The organism is Rhodococcus sp. EPR-147 (genome assembly GCF_001647185.1).
Taxonomy (GTDB): Bacteria; Actinomycetota; Actinomycetes; order Mycobacteriales; family Mycobacteriaceae; genus Rhodococcoides.
Window position 1 is genome coordinate 1 of sequence record NZ_LVCU01000150.1, and the last position, 17,932, is coordinate 17,932.

Annotated in this window: 17 protein-coding genes; 10 read left to right on the forward strand and 7 right to left on the reverse strand. The window is 64.6% G+C overall.

Going from position 1 to position 17,932, the window contains the following annotated elements; genetic code table 11:
• Together A2J02_RS07285 and A2J02_RS07290 are read left to right on the forward strand one after the other, a co-directional pair.
• Window positions 1-465 (forward strand): transporter associated domain-containing protein (locus A2J02_RS07285; protein ID WP_331712135.1); only part of this gene is annotated, 465 nt, incomplete at its 5' end.
• The gene (locus A2J02_RS07290) at window positions 462-1,517 is read left to right on the forward strand and encodes a CNNM domain-containing protein (RefSeq protein WP_068048651.1); all 1,056 of its coding nucleotides are present in this window, start codon (window positions 462-464) and stop codon (window positions 1,515-1,517) included. The genes A2J02_RS07285 and A2J02_RS07290, both read left to right, overlap by 4 nt.
• Here the strand turns inward: A2J02_RS07290 and A2J02_RS07295 are convergent.
• The gene (locus A2J02_RS07295; RefSeq protein WP_068048654.1) at window positions 1,485-2,372 is read right to left on the reverse strand and encodes a pirin family protein; all 888 of its coding nucleotides are present in this window, start codon (window positions 2,370-2,372) and stop codon (window positions 1,485-1,487) included. The genes A2J02_RS07290 and A2J02_RS07295 overlap by 33 nt on opposite strands.
• Window positions 2,373-3,187: 815 nt before the next feature.
• Between A2J02_RS07295 and A2J02_RS07300 the strand changes: the two genes are divergently transcribed.
• Both A2J02_RS07300 and A2J02_RS07305 read left to right on the forward strand, forming a co-directional pair.
• The gene (locus A2J02_RS07300; protein WP_197477964.1) at window positions 3,188-4,162 is read left to right on the forward strand and encodes a GGDEF domain-containing protein; all 975 of its coding nucleotides are present in this window, start codon (window positions 3,188-3,190) and stop codon (window positions 4,160-4,162) included.
• Window positions 4,163-4,476: 314 nt separating this feature from the next.
• The gene (locus tag A2J02_RS07305; RefSeq protein WP_082898685.1) at window positions 4,477-5,520 is read left to right on the forward strand and encodes a glycerophosphodiester phosphodiesterase family protein; all 1,044 of its coding nucleotides are present in this window, start codon (window positions 4,477-4,479) and stop codon (window positions 5,518-5,520) included.
• A gap of 10 nt (window positions 5,521-5,530) precedes the next feature.
• Here A2J02_RS07305 and A2J02_RS07310 read toward each other — a convergent pair whose 3' ends face one another.
• Window positions 5,531-6,418, reverse strand: a complete 888-nt coding sequence (locus A2J02_RS07310) for an oxidoreductase (RefSeq protein WP_068048657.1) — start codon at window positions 6,416-6,418, stop codon at window positions 5,531-5,533.
• A gap of 35 nt (window positions 6,419-6,453) precedes the next feature.
• Between A2J02_RS07310 and A2J02_RS07315 the strand changes: the two genes are divergently transcribed.
• Complete coding sequence (locus tag A2J02_RS07315) at window positions 6,454-6,663, forward strand: DNA-binding protein (RefSeq protein ID WP_068048660.1); 210 nt, start codon at window positions 6,454-6,456, stop codon at window positions 6,661-6,663.
• 52 nt (window positions 6,664-6,715) lie between these two features.
• Here A2J02_RS07315 and A2J02_RS07320 read toward each other — a convergent pair whose 3' ends face one another.
• Window positions 6,716-7,279 carry an alpha-isopropylmalate synthase regulatory domain-containing protein gene (locus A2J02_RS07320; protein ID WP_068048663.1) on the reverse strand — a complete coding sequence of 188 codons (564 nt, stop codon included), beginning with the start codon at window positions 7,277-7,279 and terminating at the stop codon, window positions 6,716-6,718.
• Between A2J02_RS07320 and A2J02_RS29025 the strand changes: the two genes are divergently transcribed.
• Window positions 7,248-7,376, forward strand: a complete 129-nt coding sequence (locus tag A2J02_RS29025) for an FCD domain-containing protein (protein WP_156516136.1) — start codon at window positions 7,248-7,250, stop codon at window positions 7,374-7,376. The two genes, A2J02_RS07320 and A2J02_RS29025, sit on opposite strands and share 32 nt — an antisense overlap.
• Window position 7,377: 1 nt before the next feature.
• Here A2J02_RS29025 and A2J02_RS07325 read toward each other — a convergent pair whose 3' ends face one another.
• Window positions 7,378-7,779, reverse strand: a complete 402-nt coding sequence (locus A2J02_RS07325; protein WP_068048665.1) for an MmcQ/YjbR family DNA-binding protein — start codon at window positions 7,777-7,779, stop codon at window positions 7,378-7,380.
• Between the two features lie 63 nt (window positions 7,780-7,842).
• On the opposite strand from A2J02_RS07325, the gene A2J02_RS07330 reads away from it, so the two are divergent.
• From A2J02_RS07330 to A2J02_RS07345, 4 genes are all read left to right on the forward strand, one after another.
• Complete coding sequence (locus A2J02_RS07330) at window positions 7,843-8,625, forward strand: putative protein N(5)-glutamine methyltransferase (protein ID WP_068048666.1); 783 nt, start codon at window positions 7,843-7,845, stop codon at window positions 8,623-8,625.
• A gap of 45 nt (window positions 8,626-8,670) precedes the next feature.
• Window positions 8,671-9,372: a type 1 glutamine amidotransferase domain-containing protein gene (locus A2J02_RS07335; RefSeq protein ID WP_068048667.1), complete on the forward strand. Its 702-nt coding sequence runs from the start codon at window positions 8,671-8,673 to the stop codon at window positions 9,370-9,372.
• A gap of 108 nt (window positions 9,373-9,480) precedes the next feature.
• Window positions 9,481-11,796 (forward strand): endopeptidase La, encoded by a 2,316-nt coding sequence (gene lon / locus A2J02_RS07340; RefSeq protein WP_068048668.1) that lies wholly within the window; start codon window positions 9,481-9,483, stop codon window positions 11,794-11,796.
• 87 nt (window positions 11,797-11,883) lie between these two features.
• Window positions 11,884-13,749 carry an ABC transporter ATP-binding protein gene (locus A2J02_RS07345; RefSeq protein WP_068048670.1) on the forward strand — a complete coding sequence of 622 codons (1,866 nt, stop codon included), beginning with the start codon at window positions 11,884-11,886 and terminating at the stop codon, window positions 13,747-13,749.
• Here the strand turns inward: A2J02_RS07345 and A2J02_RS07350 are convergent.
• The 3 genes from A2J02_RS07350 to ligD form a co-directional block, all read right to left on the reverse strand.
• Window positions 13,746-14,735: an iron-siderophore ABC transporter substrate-binding protein gene (locus A2J02_RS07350; RefSeq protein WP_068048671.1), complete on the reverse strand. Its 990-nt coding sequence runs from the start codon at window positions 14,733-14,735 to the stop codon at window positions 13,746-13,748. The two genes, A2J02_RS07345 and A2J02_RS07350, sit on opposite strands and share 4 nt — an antisense overlap.
• A gap of 85 nt (window positions 14,736-14,820) precedes the next feature.
• Window positions 14,821-16,035, reverse strand: a complete 1,215-nt coding sequence (locus A2J02_RS07355) for a lipase family protein (RefSeq protein WP_068048673.1) — start codon at window positions 16,033-16,035, stop codon at window positions 14,821-14,823.
• Between the two features lie 226 nt (window positions 16,036-16,261).
• Window positions 16,262-17,932, reverse strand: a 1,671-nt coding sequence (gene ligD / locus A2J02_RS07360) for a non-homologous end-joining DNA ligase (protein ID WP_068048679.1), incomplete at its 5' end; no start/stop codon positions are given.

Consider the following 17,932-nt stretch of genomic DNA (forward strand, 5'->3'; position numbering starts at 1 on the left):
TGCGTCATCGACGAGTACGGCGGATTCGCCGGGGTGCTCACCATCGAGGATCTCGCCGAGGAATTGGTCGGCGAGATCACCGATGAGCACGACGACGACGAGGACATCGCCGGCGTGCACGATCAGGAAGACGGAGTGTGGCTCATGGACGGCGACGTCCACGTCGACGAGGTCGAACGCACCATCGGTCGCGACATGCTGTTGCCGCGAGGGGACTACGAGACGCTCGCAGGTCTGCTCATCGCGGAGGGCGGGAATCTGCCCGAGGTCGGAGACACCGTTCGTATCGATCTCGCGGTGTTCGGAGCCGATCTGATGGAAGACGAACCGCCGCGTCCGTCCCTGGAAGTCGAGGTGCTCGAGGTGGACCGGCACGTGCCGAGTGAGCTGAGAATCAGACTGCACGAGAACTCGCCGGACGGCAGCGAGCCGTCGGCGGAGTCGGACGAGGACACGGACCGATGAACGCGTGGGTCGTCGTTGCGGTGACGGTACTGCTCATCGCGCTGAGTGCGTTCTTCGTCGTCATCGAGTTCGCGCTGCTCGGTGCCCGTAGGCATCGACTGGAGGAGAAGGCAGGCACGAGCCGATCGGTGCGGGCCGCGCTGCGCGGAATGAACGAGTTGACGATCATGCTGGCAGGCGCGCAGCTCGGCATCACTGCCTGCACCTTCGCCCTCGGTGCCGTCACCAAGCCTGCCGTCGATTCCTGGCTGGGCCCGGTGTTCACCTCGTGGGGGGTTCCGGGATGGTTGGCCGGAACCGCCGCGTTCGCACTGTCGCTGTTGCTCGTGACGTTCCTGCATCTGGTGATCGGCGAGATGGCCCCGAAATCCTGGGCCATCGCGCACCCCGAACTCGCTGCCACCATCATCGGGTTGCCGTCTCGGGCGTTCATCCGACCCTTTCGGCTGTTCCTGGTGTGGGTCAACAAGATCGCCAACACGCTCGTCCAACGGTCGGGAGTGGAGCCGGTCGAGAATGCTGCGGTCGGCGGCCGCGACGCCGAGACCATCCGCAACCTCGTCGAGTACTCGTCGCAGGTCGGCGTATTGGAACCGGAACTGCAAACCCAGATCACCCGGGTGATCGAACTCGAGACGCTGACCGTCGAGAAGATCACGGTGCCCGACTCCAAGGCGACGTCGGTTCCGCACGGTGCCACGGTGTCCGACGTGCAGGCCGCGGCGCTGCGGTCCGGTCACCTGCGGGTACTGCTCACCGACAGCGCAGGCGCGACGCCCGGTGTCGTGCACGTGCGTGACACGCTGCTGGCAGCCGCCGAAGAACCCGCCGCCGACTACGCACGGGAGGCCTACTCGGTCGACGGAGCGACACCGGTGTACGAGTTGTTACGGCAGATGCGCAACCGCAGCGTTCAGCTCGCGGTTGTCGAGACCGAGGGACAGTTCCTCGGCATCGTCACGCTCACCGACGTCATCAAACGGGTACTGCCCACGGCTCGTGCTGCACAGCAGGACAATTCAGCCGCGCGGTTGCATCCGACTGTTGGGTAGCGCAGGTGCGTGCAGTCGAGATCCCGGATACCCCTCGACGGTGCCGAACTGCTCGCTGCCCCGCTCGTAGGCGGCTCGATACTCGACGACGTCCTCGTGGCTGCGACCGACGAAGTTCCACCACATGACGATCTGCTCCCCGAACGGCGGTCCACCGAGCAGCAGCATCCGCACCGGCTCTCGGTTCGGATTGTGCAGATCGAGCGTCGAATCGCCCGGTTCGCGATAGCCGAGTTCGGCTGCGGCGAGGACGGTCTCGTCCATCGTCACGGTGCCCTGATCGACGATGACGCCGTGCTCGAACGTCGGGTCGACGTCGAGGGTGACGCGGGCCCCGGCGTCGAGCACGATCTCGACTCCGAGGAGTGGGGTGAACGTGGCCACCGGCGAGGTCTCTCCGAGCAGTGAGCCGAGAAATACTCGCGCGGTCAGCCCCTGGCTCGTGTGAGTCCGCGGCACGTAGTGCTCGAAAGTCGGTGCGGTGAAGCGGGAGCGAGCCGGAAGTGCCACCCACAGTTGCATGCCGTGCAGAATTTCGGTCTCCGGGGTGGAGGTCTCGGAGTGACTGATGCCGTAGCCGGCCGTCATCAGATTGAGCTCTCCGGGACGCACCATGGCATGCGATCCGACGCTGTCGCGATGCTCGATCTCCCCGGAGAACAGCCAGCTGACGGTCTGGAGTCCGGTGTGCGGATGCGGCGGTACGTCCATCGACGACGTGTCGGGGCCGTAGTGGTCGGCGAAGCACCACGCGCCGATCAGTGAACGCTGTCGCTGGGGGAGCGTGCGCCGGACCTTCAGTGCGCGAGGACCGCCGAGGGGAACCTCGCGTGGGGTGAGAATCTCGATGGTCATTCGATGCCTGCCTGTGTTCTCGGAGCTCGCTGCTTCACGCGTTCACCTCGTACAACCGGATGTGGACACGGGCTGTTCCGGACATGCTCGATCCGTCGCTACACGCGATTTTCGACGACGGTGCGAACCTCGGAACCCAGGTCGGATCGATGGGCATCGAGGGTCCCGGTGATGTCGTCGCCGTTGAAATCGTAGTGCTTCGCTGCTGTGAAAGGCATGGTCACAGGCTATTCCTCGGGTCGACGAAAAACTTCGAAAGAATTTCTCATCCGGAACCCATCCACCTTGCGAGGTGCTGCGAATGCCCAATGAGACACCCGCTACTGCTGTCGCCCCCGACCGCCGTCAGTAGTGGGTGTCTCCCTTTTTTTGTGGAGCGCAGGTGTCCACATCGGTTGGGCAAGTGACCGTGGAGCGCTGCGCAGGCTGGGCGAGACCGGATCAGGAAATTTCGGGCGAGCCGAAACTATGATCGGTACGCTTTCGGGCCTGGGCAGTTCGTTTCACAAGGGAGCCCCATGCAAGAAGACTCTCGATCGCCCGTATCGCGGCACGGCGAGCGATCGAATGCGTCCCTACGACCACGTTCGAGGCAGGTGCACAGCGCGACCAGGAGTCGCCACCGCAAACGGTCGACCACCATCTCGTCACCGAGGTCGAACTCGAGCGTCACCGTTCCACCGCTCGGTCCGCAACCCAGTGCGGCTCAGGTCATCCGCCATTGGTTCGCTGCTCCACACGATTTCGACTGGATTTTCGTGCACAAGTCGACTCGTCCGCTGCACAGATTGATCCGAGTCGTGTTCGCGAGCTGCGTGGCTTTGTACGCGGCCGTGTCGATCCTGATGTTGGCGTCGCCGAACGGGCCGACGGGATCGGGGCCTGTTGCCTACGTACTCTTCATCCTGGTTCTGCAATTCGCTGTGATCGTGTGGTTGCTGGTCGGGCCGCTGCCGGATCGTAAGTGGCAGGTGGTCGCGTTCCTGGTGTTCGGTGACGTCGGGCTCACGTCGGTGATTCTTCTCGATGTACCCACGTCGGCGCTGATCGGCACGTTCCTCTTCGCGCTGACAGGGTCGATGTGCACCTTCTTTCTCGGACCGAGGCTGCTCGTCGCACACCTGGTGTTCGCCAATCTGGTGATCGGCTACATCGGGGCGGCCGCGTACGTACAGGGTTTGTGGGGTCCGTGGGATGCGATCGCCGCAGTCCTCGTCGCCGGAGGTGCGACGTCGGGTGTCCCGATCTTCGCCCAGATCGCCTGGTCGTTGGTGTGCGAGGATGCACGGCAGTCCGAGATCGATCCGCTGACACGGATGAAGAACAGGCGCGGACTGCTGAACGCCGTCGAGGATCTGTGGTCGGTCGCTCGCGGTGAGCGGTTGGCATTCGTTCTCGTTCTGGTCGACATCGATCGGTTCAAGAGCGTCAACGATCGCTACGGTCACGATCAGGGTGATGCCGTCATCGTGCTCGTTGCCGACCGTCTCCACGGTCACCTCGGGAAGTCGGGCGTGGTGGCGAGAACCGGGGGCGAGGAGTTCGTGGCCGTCCTCGTCGGCGAGGAAGAACAACTGTGTGAACTGGTACTCGAGGTGAGTGGCACTCTGACGGATTGCTCGGATCCGATACCGGTGACAGTGAGCGCAGGCGCAGTCGTGATCGCTCCTGATTCCGACGCGTGGACATCAGGGGTCGACGTGGTCAACGACGTCACGCGCGCGGCGGACTCTCTCATGTACCGGGCGAAGGCGGACGGCGGAAATCGAACGGTGCTCGAGACGATGTAGGGCCCAACTCACTGAGCCTGCTGACCAATCGATCGGTGTCAAGACCCGAACATCCGACGGCGAATTCATCCAGCGGGACGAGGGCGTGGAAGTCGACCCGCACATCACGGTCGTAGGCGACGTCCACGAGGTTTACTGGATCCTGCTGTTGCCCAGATTGTCCGGGATGTGCTTACTGGATCGTCCTTCTCGCTCGACAGAACATCGAAAGATGTTGCAACGCTGCGAATACCGATCTCCGTCTACCTGCATGGTGCCGGGAGTTCACTGCGAGGAACCCGGGTGGACACCGACCCTCCGTAGCCTCGGCCAGCATGCGATTCGGTCGGTTCTTGCCACTGGTGTGCGTTCCTCTCGCGGTGTTGACGGGGTGCGGAACGGACACGGCAGCGGACCCGACCCCGCTCGGCTCGTTCGATCTGCAAGCGCACCGCGGCGGACTCGGCTTGGTCACCGAGAGCACCATCGAATCGTTCACCAACGCACTGCAACTCGGGGTGAGCACCCTAGAATTGGATACTCAGATCACCGAGGACGGCATAGCGATCGTCACCCACGACCGCAAGGTCTCGGACAGCAAGTGCGTCGACACCCGTGCGCTCACACCGGGGGACCCCGAGTTTCCGTACGTCGGGAAGTACGTGAACACACTGACACTCGCGCAGATTCGCACTCTCGACTGCGGTGCGCTGCCGCTCGCGGACTACCCGGAGCAACGACGCGTGCCCGGCGCTCGAATGCCGACCCTCACCGAGGTGTTGGATCTGGTGAAGTCGGCCGACGCGCCGGATGTGAAGCTGAACGTCGAAACCAAGGTCGAGGCGGGCAGCCCCACCGAAACCGCTCCGCGCGAGCAGTTCGTCGACACGGTTCTGGCGACCATCCGCGACGCAGACATGCTGGACCGGGTCACCGTGCAGAGTTTCGATTGGGGCGCACTGAAACTGGTCCGCGACTCCGAACCCGAGGTGCCGGTGGTGGCGCTGACCAACGGTGACTTCCTGCAGGTGGGCCAGGATGGTGCGTCTCCCTGGCTGGGCGGAATCGACGTCGACGATTTCGGTGGAGATGCGATTGCCGCGATCGATTCGTTCGGAGCGTCGGCGTACTCGCCCGTGCAGGGGACCCCGCAGAGCGGGAAGGTCGGCGACCCCGACTTCGAGCTCTACGTCACCCAGGACATGGTGGACTCCGCGCACGAGCGCGGAATACGAGTGATCCCGTGGACCGTCGACGATCCCGACACCATGCGCGCGCTGATTGATATGGGCGTCGACGGACTGATCACCGATTACCCCGACCGATTGCGCACCGTCATGAGCGAACGCGGACTGGCATTGCCCGCGCCCGCCCTGTGACGATTCCCCGTCAGAACGGGTAGCCGACTCCGGTCAACTTCTCGCTGGCGTCCCACAGCTTCGCAGCAAGAGCGGGGTCCTGTGCGGTCTTGGTCATGCTCGCCGGGCCCGGCTTACCGCGCGTCTCGAACAAGGACTTGGGGCCGCTGTACGTGCCGCCACCCGCAACATCGATCGCGTAGAGCGTGGGACGTGCTCCGGCACTGGCAGATTGCGAAAAGAACTTCAGTCCGATCGGAGCCAGAGTGGACAGAATCTTGTTGCTGCCCAAACCGTCTGGGCTCGAGTACAGCTCGGTGGCCGAGATTCCTGGGTGCGCGGCATTGCTGGTGATCTTCAGCCCGGCCTTGTCGATCCGGCGCTGGAGTTCGAGCGCGAACAGAATGTTCGCAAGCTTGGAGTTCGCGTACCCACGCTGGGGGTTGTACCCGCGTTCGAGCTGAAGATTGTCGAAATCGAGCTTGGGGCCCTGCCGGTGCGCGACGGAAGCGATGGTGGTGATCTTGGCGTCCGCAGCGAGCTTGGGGAACAGCAGGCCGGTCAGGGCGAAGTGGCCGAGATGATTGGTGCCGAGCTGGAGCTCGAACCCGTCCGCCGTCTCGGACCGCAACGCGGGCATCATGACGCCGGCGTTGTTGATCAGCACGTCGATCGACTCCGGTGCCGACGCGGCGTACTCACGAACCGAGGCCAGGTCGGCGAGATTCAGGGTGGCGGTGTCGACGGTTCCGTCGGGTGCCTCCGCCGAAATTTTGGCCGCAGCGGCATCGGCCTTGTCCTTGTTGCGGCACGCGAGCGTCACGTGGTCGCCTCGCTTCGCCAACTCCAAGGCGGTGTAGTAGCCGATACCGGTGTTCGCACCGGTGATGACAACGCGTCTCTGCTTGGTTTCGGGCACGCCGCCAGGCTACCGGTCTGTTTTAGACTTTGCCCGTGAGTAGAGCAGAAGCCGACGAACATGCGGAGTTTCCTAAGGGCACCGGAAATCCCGCGTCTCGGGCATTCCGCGCGGCGGGATACCGGTGCCTGGACGATCTCGCCGGGGTCCCCGCGGCCGAGCTGAAGACACTGCACGGTGTCGGTCCGAAATCGCTGGCAGTCATCCAGGCAGCACTGGAGCAGACCGGTCGATCGCTGGGTTGACACCCAGGCCTCGGCCGTTACCCGAGATTGTTCGCCGCAGCGACAACCGCATTCAGTGACGAGGCGACCACGGACCCGTCGATCCCACTCCCCACGCCGACTTCCCGCCCCGACGAACCTCGACGTACGTCGCTGCCCCACTGTTCGAGCCGTGTTCTCGGGTCGTTCCGCAGGCTCCATTACTGTCCCCGATGGAGTGCTGAGACAGACCGAGTACCTCGACTCCCAGAATCTGCGCCAATGCGTCGACCGGCCCGGTTCCGACGGCGCTGTGGTGATGCTCGCCGTCGTCGTCGGCGAGGGTGACCGACAGGGTGGAGTCCGCATCTATCGACCACGCCACCAGTGTGCGACGGCCGGTGCGAATGTAGTTGTCCTCGAACAGAGTCCAGATCTCCTTCGCGCTGCTCTCGGTGCCCGTCGAGTCGGTGTCGTGCTGGACCACCCGGGCGAAGTCGATCTGCAACCTGCGGGGGAGCTCCAGGCCGTGGTCCACCGACAGCAGATACGCGATCCTGCCCTTTCCGGATTGGCTGTTCACTCGGATGACTGCGTCGTAGTCGCGTCCCACGTCGGCAGGATCGATCGGCAGGTACGGCACTGCCCCACGCGGCACCGAGCCTGACGTGGACCTGCACGAAGCCCTGTTCGACGCCATCGCGGCGGGAGACCGGGTCGCTGCGGTCTCGGTGGCGCGCGAGCACCTGGTGTGAGCTACTGCTGCGGTCGATCGAGAAGCGCGATGAGCTTTTTCGGGGCTCGATCGCAGTAACTCTCGGTGATCAGCTCGCCGAGTTCCGCCCGGTCCACGGACTCGTCGAGCAGCATGCCGATGATTTGGGGACCCCATCGGGGCGCGAAGAACCCGGCGCGGGCGGAGAGTGCGTCGAGTTCGATTCCGCTGGAACGGAAGACAAGGACGTGCGCCGGGCCGTCGGTGCCGACGGCCTTGGCGAATGCAGGTGGGGTGCCGTCGAGAATTTCGAGAACGTGGGCGAAGGTGCGCCCGCGAATCCGCCAGCGCGTCCCGACCCATGCCTGCTCCTCGTAGGTCTCGGGCAGGGCCAGGCATATCCGTCGGACTGCGGCTTCCCAGTTCGTCCTCTCGTGCGACATACCGCGCTACAGTATTCCAGCGAGCGGGCAGGCGGGCGAAAAGCACTCCGGAAGGCACGGTCGATGTCGGAACTCGAGCACGACGACGTGGTGTCCGCGCTGCGCAGAGCCGGGTGTGTATTCGCCGAGGAGGAAGCCGGCATCCTCGCCGAGTCCGCGTCCACTCCGGCCCAGCTGCAAGAGATGCTCACACGCCGCGTCGCCGGCGAACCGCTCGAGCACGTTGTCGGGTGGGTGTCGTTCTGTGGTCGACGCGTCGCCGTCGAACCGGGCGTGTTCGTTCCCCGACGCCGCACCGAATTTCTCGTCGAATGTGCTGCAGCGCTGTGCCCTTCGGTGCTGCTCGACCTGTGCTGCGGTTCCGGGGCGATAGGTCTGTCGGTCGAGGGTCTCACCGAATTGCACGCCGCCGATATCGACGCCGCGGCGGTCGCGTGTGCCAGGCGCAACCTCGATGCCGACGGGGGCGCGGTGCCGGTCGGTCACGTGCACCGCGGCGACCTGTACGACGCACTGCCGCCGGAACTGCACGGCAGATTCGACGCGATCGTTGTCAACGCTCCCTACGTCCCGACCGGCGACATCGGGCTGATGCCACGAGAGGCGCGGATCCACGAGCCGCACATCGCGCTCGACGGCGGTACGGACGGTGCCGGGATTCATCGTCGCGTTGCCGTCGGCGCGCCGCACTGGCTGGCCCCCGGCGGGCATCTCCTCGTCGAAACCAGTGCAGCACTGATGCATTCGACGATGCAGACCGTGGTCGAGGCGGGATTCGAAGCCAGTATCCGCGAGTCCGAGATGTTCGACGCCGTCGTGGTGATCGGTTCGATCGGCCAGCAGTGATCGACCAGGTGTTTCGATCGTGGGTCTTCGTGGCATTCCCAGGGCATGACTACTTTGCTGTTTGCGGTAACCGCTGCCGATCACTGGACCTTGAACGACGGAAGCAAGCACCCCACCGGATACTGGGCCGAGGAGCTCGTCGAGTCCCATCGCACGTTCGTCGATGCCGGCTGGGACATCACGGTCGCCACGCCTGGCGGTAAGGCTCCGGTCGTCGACCAGGGCAGCCTCGCGGTCGACGCCAACGGCGGCGACGAAGAGAAGGTAGCGGACCAGAAGAGCTACCTCGCCTCTATCGAGTCGATCCTGTCCTCGCCCGCAAAGCTGGAGGAGCAGAAGGCGTCGGACTTCGACGTCGTCTTCGTTCCCGGCGGTCACGGCCCGATGGAGGACCTCGCCGTCTCCGAGAGCTTCGGTGCCCTGGTTGTCGACTTCCTCGACTCGAACAAGGTGGTGTCCGCGGTGTGCCACGCACCGGCCGCTCTCCTCCCTGCCGTCCGCAGTGACGGGACCTGGGCGTTCGACGGATACGAGCTCACCGGATTCACCGACGAAGAGGAGACCCAGGCCGGTCTCGCCGACAAGGCCCCGTGGTTGCTCGAGACCCGGCTGCGCGAGAACGGCGCGAAGTTCGACTCCACCGACGCGTGGGCACCGAAGGTCGTCGTCGACCGGAACCTGTACACCGGTCAGAACCCGGCATCGACGCGTCCCCTCGCGGAGAAGCTGGTCAGCGCGCTGAAGTAGCCGGAGAGGACGGTCGGAGTTCCGCCCACGGAGAACAACGGACTTCGACGGGAACATCACTACTGCTTTCGAAGTTGAGCCCCTATAGCTCAATCCTTTGGAGGAGAAGTGACCGAAACCGTTCGTGTCCCCGTACTGTTCTTGACCGATCCGATCGTCCTGCCCGGCATGGTGGTGCCCGTAGAACTCGACGAGGCAGCGCGTGCCGCCGTCGACGCCGCAAAGGCGAGCAACGACGGCACGCTGCTCGTCGCGCCGCGTCTCGAGGACCGCTACGCCGCATACGGGGTCCTGGCCACGATCGTGCAAATGGGACGCTTGGCCGACGGCCGTCCGGCCGCGGTCATCAAGGCCGGCCGCCGCGCCCACATAGGCCACGGCGTCAGCGGGCCGGGCGCTGCCCTCTGGGTGGAAGCCGACCCCGTACCGGACGAGGCCGCAGGCGATGACCTCAAAGCCCTTGCTGCCGAATACAAGCAGCTCGTCGTGGCAATGTTGCAACGCCGCGACGCATGGCAGGTGATCGACTCGGTCAACAAGCTCACCGATCCGGCCGCGATCGCCGATACCGCCGGCTACGCGTCGTATCTCACCGACGTGCAGAAACGGGACCTTCTCGAAACCCCGGACGTGGCAACGCGACTGACCTCACTCATCGAGTGGACCAAGGCTCATCTCGCCGAAGTCGAGGTCAACGACAAGATCTCCGGTGACGTCCGCGAGGGCATGGAGAAGACTCAGAAGGAGTTCCTGCTCCGTCAGCAGTTGGCGGCCATCCGCAAGGAACTCGGCGAGGACGAGCCCGACGGTGCCGACGACTACCGTGGCCGCGTCGAGGCCGCGGATCTACCCGAGAAGGTGCGCGAACAGGCGCTGCGTGAGGTCGGCAAACTCGAGCGGGCCAGCGATCAGAGCCCCGAGTCGGGCTGGATCCGCACCTGGCTCGATACCGTGCTGGATCTGCCGTGGAACAACACCACGACCGACAACAACGACATCGATTCGGCGCGTGCGGTTCTCGATGCAGACCACCACGGACTCGACGACGTGAAGGATCGGATCGTCGAATACCTGGCCGTCCGGGCCCGGCGCTCCGAACGTGGACTGCAGTCGGTCGGTGGGCGTGGGTCCGGTGCCGTCATGGTGCTCGCAGGTCCGCCCGGAGTCGGCAAGACCTCTCTCGGTGAGTCGGTCGCACGTGCACTCGGTCGGAAGTTCGTACGTGTCGCTCTCGGCGGCGTCCGCGACGAGGCCGAGATCCGTGGTCACCGTCGTACTTACGTCGGCGCGCTGCCGGGCCGGATCGTGCGGGCCATCGGAGAGGCAGGATCGATGAATCCGGTTGTCCTGCTGGACGAGATCGACAAGGTCGGCTCGGACTATCGCGGCGACCCCAGCGCCGCTCTGCTCGAGGTGCTGGACCCGGCGCAGAATCACACGTTCCGTGATCACTACCTCGATCTGGATCTCGACCTGTCCGACGTGGTGTTCCTCGCCACCGCCAACGTGATCGACCAGATTCCCGGCCCGTTGCTCGACCGGATGGAACTGGTGACCATCGACGGCTACACCGAGGACGACAAGGTCGTCATCGCCCGCAACTACCTGCTCCCTCGTCAGATGGACAGGGCGGCAATCACATCCGAGGAGGTGACGGTCACCGACGCCGCGCTGCGCACGATCGCGGCCGAGTACACCCGCGAGCCGGGAGTGCGCCAGCTCGAACGCCTGCTGGCCAAGGCGCTGCGCAAGGTCGCGACGAAGTTGGTGGGCACCACCGAGGTTCTGTCCATCGACGAGCCGGACCTGGTGACCTACCTCGGTCGTCCGCGCTTCACTCCCGAGGCGCACGAGCGCACCGAAGTGCCGGGTGTGGCAACGGGTCTGGCGGTCACCGGACTCGGCGGCGATGTGCTGTTCATCGAGGCTGCGTCGACCGAAGGCGATCCGGGTCTCAAGCTCACCGGTCAACTCGGCGACGTGATGAAGGAGTCCGCGCAGATCGCACTGTCCTACGTGCGCTCGCACGCAGCACGATTCGGCGTCACGCAGGAATCTCTCGACCGCAGCATCCACGTGCACGTTCCGGCGGGCGCGGTGCCGAAGGACGGTCCGTCGGCGGGTGTGACGATGGTGACGGCCCTGGTGTCGATGGCCACCGGACGGCCGGTGCGCTCGGATGTCGGCATGACCGGTGAGGTCACCCTGAACGGTCGGGTGCTGCCGATCGGCGGGGTGAAGCAGAAGTTGCTGGCTGCGCAGCGTGCGGGCCTGACGACGGTGTTCATACCGGCGCGCAACGAACCGGATCTGGACGATGTGCCCGCAGAGGTGTTGGAGGCGTTGGATGTTCGCCCGATGACCGACGTCGCCGACATCATCGCGCTCGCCCTGGAGCCGACGGCCGCAACCGTGGCGGCGTGAGTTCGGTGCAGTCGAGGTCGGTAAGGGGATCCGCACTTGACCTCGACCTATGTCGAGGTTCTACGTTGGTGACATGAGGTTGATGACATGAGCATGGAGATGACCGCCTGGAACCAGATGTATCGCACGATGAACAGGCCGGACACTCAGTCGTCGTTCTCTAAGGTGACGGCCCGCAGGATCCTGACGTTCGCTGCGCCGCATCGCCGTGCCCTCGGTGGGTTCCTGGTGCTCAGCGTGGCCCTGGCCGTTCTTGCCGTGGCCACGCCGGTGTTGGCCGGCCGGGTGGTCAACGCCATCGTCGACGGGCGCGAGCTGCGAGTGGTGGTGTGGCTCGCCGTGGCGATCGCGGCCATCGCTCTGGTGGACGCCGTGGTCGGTCTGATCAATCGGTGGCTCTCGTCGAACATCGGTGAGAGCTTGATCCTGGATCTGCGGACCGCGGTGTTCGATCACGTGCAGCGCATGCCGATCGCGTTCTTCACCCGAACCCGCACCGGTGCGCTGGTGAGTCGACTCAACAACGACGTCATCGGAGCGCAACGCGCATTCAGCACCACGCTGTCCGGGGTCGTCAGCAACCTGGTGACGCTGGCGCTGACCCTGGTGGTGATGATCGGGATCTCCTGGCAGATCACGCTTCTGGCATTGATTCTGCTTCCGGTGTTCGTGCTTCCCGCTCGCCGGATGGGTCGACGCCTCGCGCGGTTGCAACGTGAAGCGGCAGCGCACAATTCGGCGATGAGTACGCAGATGACCGAACGATTCTCGGCACCGGGAGCAACACTGGTGAAACTGTTCGGTCATCCCGAACAGGAATCGGTCGAGTTCGCGGTGCGCGCCAAGCGCGTCCGAGACATCGGTGTACGCAGCGCCATGGTGCAGACGGTGTTCGTGACGGCGCTGACTCTCGTCTCGGCACTGGCCCTGGCTGTGGTGTACGGACTGGGCGGCTTCTACGCCCTGCGGGGGACGCTCGACCCGGGTTCGGTTGTGGCGCTGTCTCTTCTGCTGGCTCGCCTGTATTCCCCGCTGACTGCGCTGGCAAGTGCTCGGGTGGAGATCATGAGCGCACTGGTCAGCTTCGAGCGGGTCTTCGAGGTGCTCGATCTGGTTCCACTCATCGCAGACAAGCCGGACGCACGGACTCTGCCGCAGGGGCCGGTGGCCGTCGAGCTCGACGACGTTCGGTTCGCGTACCCGTCTGCGGACAAGGTTTCGCTCGCCTCCCTCGAGGAGGTCGCGACCCTGGATTCACGAGGGGGAGAGGAAGTGCTGCACGGCGTCTCGTTCCGAGCCGAACCCGGCCAGATGGTCGCGCTGGTCGGTACGTCCGGTGCGGGCAAGTCCACGATCGCACAGTTGATCGCACGGCTGTACGACGTCGACGGCGGTGCGGTTCGACTCGGAGGAGTCGACGTGCGAGACCTGACGGCCGAATCCGTCCGCGGCACAGTGGGAATGGTGACCCAGGACGGTCACCTGTTCCACGAGAGCATCCGGTCGAATCTGTTGTTGCCTCGGCCCGAGGCAACCGACGTCGAACTGTGGGATGCGCTGTCGAGGGCGCGGCTGGCCGACCTCGTGCGATCGCTGCCCGACGGCCTGGACACCGTTGTCGGCGAGCGAGGGTACCGACTCTCCGGTGGTGAGCGTCAGCGCCTGACGATCGCCCGGTTGCTGATCGCGCAGCCACGAGTCGTCATTCTCGACGAGGCAACGGCTTCACTGGATTCGACGTCCGAGGCCGCCGTGCAGGCTGCGTTGGCCGAGGCCTTGGAAGGAAAGACGTCGGTGGTCATCGCGCACCGGCTCTCGACCATCAGGGCAGCCGATGTGATCCTGGTGATCGAGGACGGGCGAGTCGCCGAGCGGGGCACGCACGACGAGCTCCTCGCAGCGGGAGGCCGTTACGAGGAGCTGCATCGGACGCAGTTCGCACAAACCGGCTAAGCGTCCGGGACCACCGTGGACGGGTCGTCGTCGGTCGCCGCTGCGAGCATCGGGGTGAATCCGTCGATGGCGTAGTCCAGGGAGAGCGGACTCGAATATCCCAGGGCCGAGGGCAGATCGGTGCTGAACGAGCCGATGTAGACGGTTCGATCCTGCTGAACGACATCGAGTGCGGCGATGATCGGGTTGGCCTGCAGTTGCTCGCGGCTCTGGCCGGCGATGACGAGGACGTCGGTGTCGAGTCGGTCGAGATTTTCGGGACTGATGGTCTCGGAGGCGTCGGGAATCTCGAAGCCGAGGTCGGTGAAGAACAGGGCGCGGATGTCGTCCCTGCCGAGCAGCAGGTAGCTGCCGTCGTCCATGACGAACGCGAGAGACAGTGACTTGCCGGTGAACTGAGGATTCTCGGCCTCGGTGTCGGCGAACTTCTGCTCGAGCGTAGCCGTCTGGTCCTGTGCTTCCTGCTGCTTGCCGAGTGCTTCGCCGACGACGGCGAACTCCTGCTGCCACGTCGCGGCGGGCACGTTCTCGTAGCCGCCGATGTCGGCGATCGTCGGGGCCATCCCGGAGAGCTGGTCGTACTGGCCCTGGTCGATGAAGGAGTACGGGCCGAGGATCAGGTCGGGTGCCTGCGCGGCGATCTGCTCGAGGTTGAGATCGGTGCTGCCGACCTCGGGAATCTCGGTACCGCCCAACGCTTCCTGGGCCCATGGGCGCTGCCGGTAGTCGTAGCTGAGGTTGCCGCGGGTCGCGACGGGCTTGACGCCCAGCGCGAGGGCGAAGTCCTGCTCGTTGAACCCGATCGTCACGACGCGGGTGGGCTCGGTGTCGATGACCGTCTCACCGAACCGGTGATCGACGGTGACCGGGAATCCGTCGGCGCTCCCGGAGTTACCGGTGGGTTCGGGCTCGTCGGTGGACGAGCAGCCGACGGCCAGCGCCAGAACCGAGGCACCGGCGACGACGAGCTGGACAGACTTCTTCATGGGGTCTCCTCGCAACGGAACTTAGCGAGGTTAGCCTAACCGACTCATCGAAGCGTCGATCACGTGCCGGGGTCGGACGTCCCGATCAGCAGGTGGACGTCGCCGGTACACCTGCGAATCGCTGGTCGATCCATTCGAGTGCCTGCGGAAGACCGAGCACTGCAGCAGTCAGGTGATCGTTGCTGGGCACCTTCACCTCGGTCACCAGTACTCCGGCGCGGCAGTACCGGGCAATCGTGTTGTCGATGGCGCTGACCGGGATCAACGCATCGGAGGGGCTGTGCCACTCGAAATACGGTGCCTTCGGTACGCCGGGGTACAGCTCGACGCTGTTGTCGTTGACGGCGGCGATCGCTTCCGGGCTGCTGATCAGATCCAGCGTGCCAGCGACCTCCATGGCGCTCTTGCCTGCGCCTGCCGCGATGATGTCGTTGGTGCACCCGTTCTGGATCTGGCTCTCGATCTGCTTGCCGAGCGGGTTGAGTTGAGAGCTGATCGGGATGCGGGTGGGGTACTCGCGCTCGATTCCGAGCGCGGCAGCGAACGCCAGACCGAACATGGGGTGCGGGGCGAAACCGAGATCGCGGGCCATGCGCTCGAGGTTCATCGGAGCACCACCGTTCGCGCTGCCGACGATGTTCAGCTCGGGTGCGTAGTCGTTCTGAAGCGCAGCTGCCCATGCGGTGGCCATTCCACCACCGGAGTAGCCGGCCAACGCGACCGGGCTCTGCTGAACCTGGATGGGATCGAAGCGCTGAGTGGCGCGAATGCTGTCCAGCACGATTTGTCCGCCGAGCCTGGCGGCGCCGTAGGCGCTGTTGGGTCCGAGGTGATCGGCGATGACGACGGTCCAGCCGCGCTGCAGTACTGCATTCAGTGCGGGTGCTTCACGAATCTGGAGATTGGGGTCGTTCGTCCACAGCGCTTGTGAAGGTGCACATTCGAGACCGAGAGCATTGATGATGTGTTGGTAGGAAAGCACCGGCCCGTTGGGTGCTTTGTTTTGCGGAACCAACACGGTATTTATTGCGGCGATGGGATCGCCGGCCGAATTTGTGGAGCGGAAATTCAGCTGCCACACGTCGACGCCGAAGAATCCTGGGGGCGGGGGCATCGGGCGGCTCGAGATCACGTCGCCCGGTGCGAGCGCATCGAGATCCACAGGCGGAGAGTAGAAGCCATCGGCGATAGGCGTCGGATACAACGGCGCTGCAACTGCCTGACCTGCGCCGACGAGTGACGAACACAGGACTGCAACTGCCGTCATGCTGACAGCGCCTGCCAACTTGAGAACCCGCATGTGGTAAACCCCTCCGTGCCTGAACCGAAGCGACGAGCGCTGCAGTGATCTGGCAAGCCCCCATAGAGCCGGCCCGCAAACCGTTATAGCTGACGACTCGTGACTTGTTACGCTCCCCCGGAAACGATGTGCGCCACGGTACGCATCCGCTCATTTTATGGCAACCGAACGTTACCTATGCTCGTTTCTTCGGTAGAAATCAAGTATTCGACCGGGGGCATTCTCGTCATTCCTGACGCACTGCCTTCGGTTCCTTGTCCGGGCGCAGACCGCGCCAGCTCGGATGCCGCAGATGGCCGGATTCGGTGGCCTCGTAGAACCGGACCTCGCCGACGAGTACAGGCTCGACCCACACCGCTCCGTTCCGATCGGCCGGGGGCAACACCGAGGAGAAGGGACTGTCCGACGCCTCGAGAGGGGCCAGGAGGGCACCGAGTGTATCGAGCGCACGGTCGTCGAACCCGGTTCCGACGCGTCCCACGTAGCGCAGTCGCTCCCCGTCGGGAATGCCCATCAGTAACGAGCCGAACCCGCCGGAACGGCGACCCTGTCCCCGACGCCACCCACCGATGACGATCTCCTGTGTTCGCCAGTTCTTGAACTTGATCCAGGTGTGGGCGCGCTTGCCGGGTTGGTAGACGGAGTCGGTGCGTTTGGCGACGACACCTTCCCAGCCCCGCTCTCTGCTTTCGGCGATGGCATCCGCAGCGGTCCCCGTCAGTCGCGGTGGCACCAGCACGGAGTCGAGTCCGGTGGTGAGAAGTTCGAGCAACCGTCGTCGATCCGAGTACTTCTTGCGCAGCAGTGACGTGCCGTCGAGGTGAAGCAGATCGAACGCGATGAACCGGATCTCGTCACGGGTCGCGTTCTGCAGTTTCTCGAAGCTGCTGACACCGCTGTCGTCGAACACGACGACTTCCCCGTCGACGACGGCGTCGTGCTCGGCAAGGTCGTCTGCGAACGATTGGAGTGCGCCGAATTTCTCGGTGTAGTCGTTGCCGCTTCGCGTGCGTAGCGTCATCGAACCGTGCGTGAGTTCGGCGACGATGCGGAACCCGTCCCACTTGCCTTCGAACGACCACTCGTCGTTCGGAAGATCGCGGATGTCGCCTGCGGTGGCGAGCATCGGTGAGATGTTCTTGGGCTCGGGCTTGTCGGGTGCGTCTTTCATCAGGTGCATCAACCACTGGCTGCCCTTGGTGCGGATCAGTGCGAACCGCCCGCGCGCCTTCTGTCCGTGCAGGACGACGATGACTTCGTCGTCTCGCCACTTCTCGAGTTCGTAGGTTCCGCTGTCCCAGATCGTGACGTCGCCGCCGCCGTACTCGCCCTTGGGTATTCGTCCGGAGAATGTCGCGTATTCGAGCGGGTGGTCCTCGGTGTGTACCGCCAGTCGATTCTGCTTCGGGTCGACCGGGATGTTCTTCGGGACGGCCCACGACACCAGGACGCCGTCGTGTTCGAGTCGGAAGTCGTAGTGCAGCCGTCGGGCATGATGTTCTTGAATGACGAAGGTGTCGTTGTTGCCCTGCGGCTCGGTGGTGGTCGGTATCGGCTCGGGAGTCTTGTCGGCGCTGCGCATGCTGCGGTACTTGACGAGTTTGTCTGTGGCAGCGCTTCTTTCGGGTGCCGAGTCCATGGTGGGGTCCAATTCTGCCAGTGGATCGCCCAGGTCATGGAATCGTTCCAGTACCTCCTCGAACCGAAGCTGTTGCAGGCCCGTCGCTTCCAGCTCGTCCCACGTACGTGGTGCTGCGACGGTGGGTAGGGTTCGCCCGCGGAGCGAGTACGGGGCGACCGTCGTCTTCTTGCCGTTGTTCTGGCTCCAGTCGACGAACACTCGACCGGTTCGCTTCGCCTTCGCCATCGTTGCCGTCACCCGGTCCGGTGAACGCTC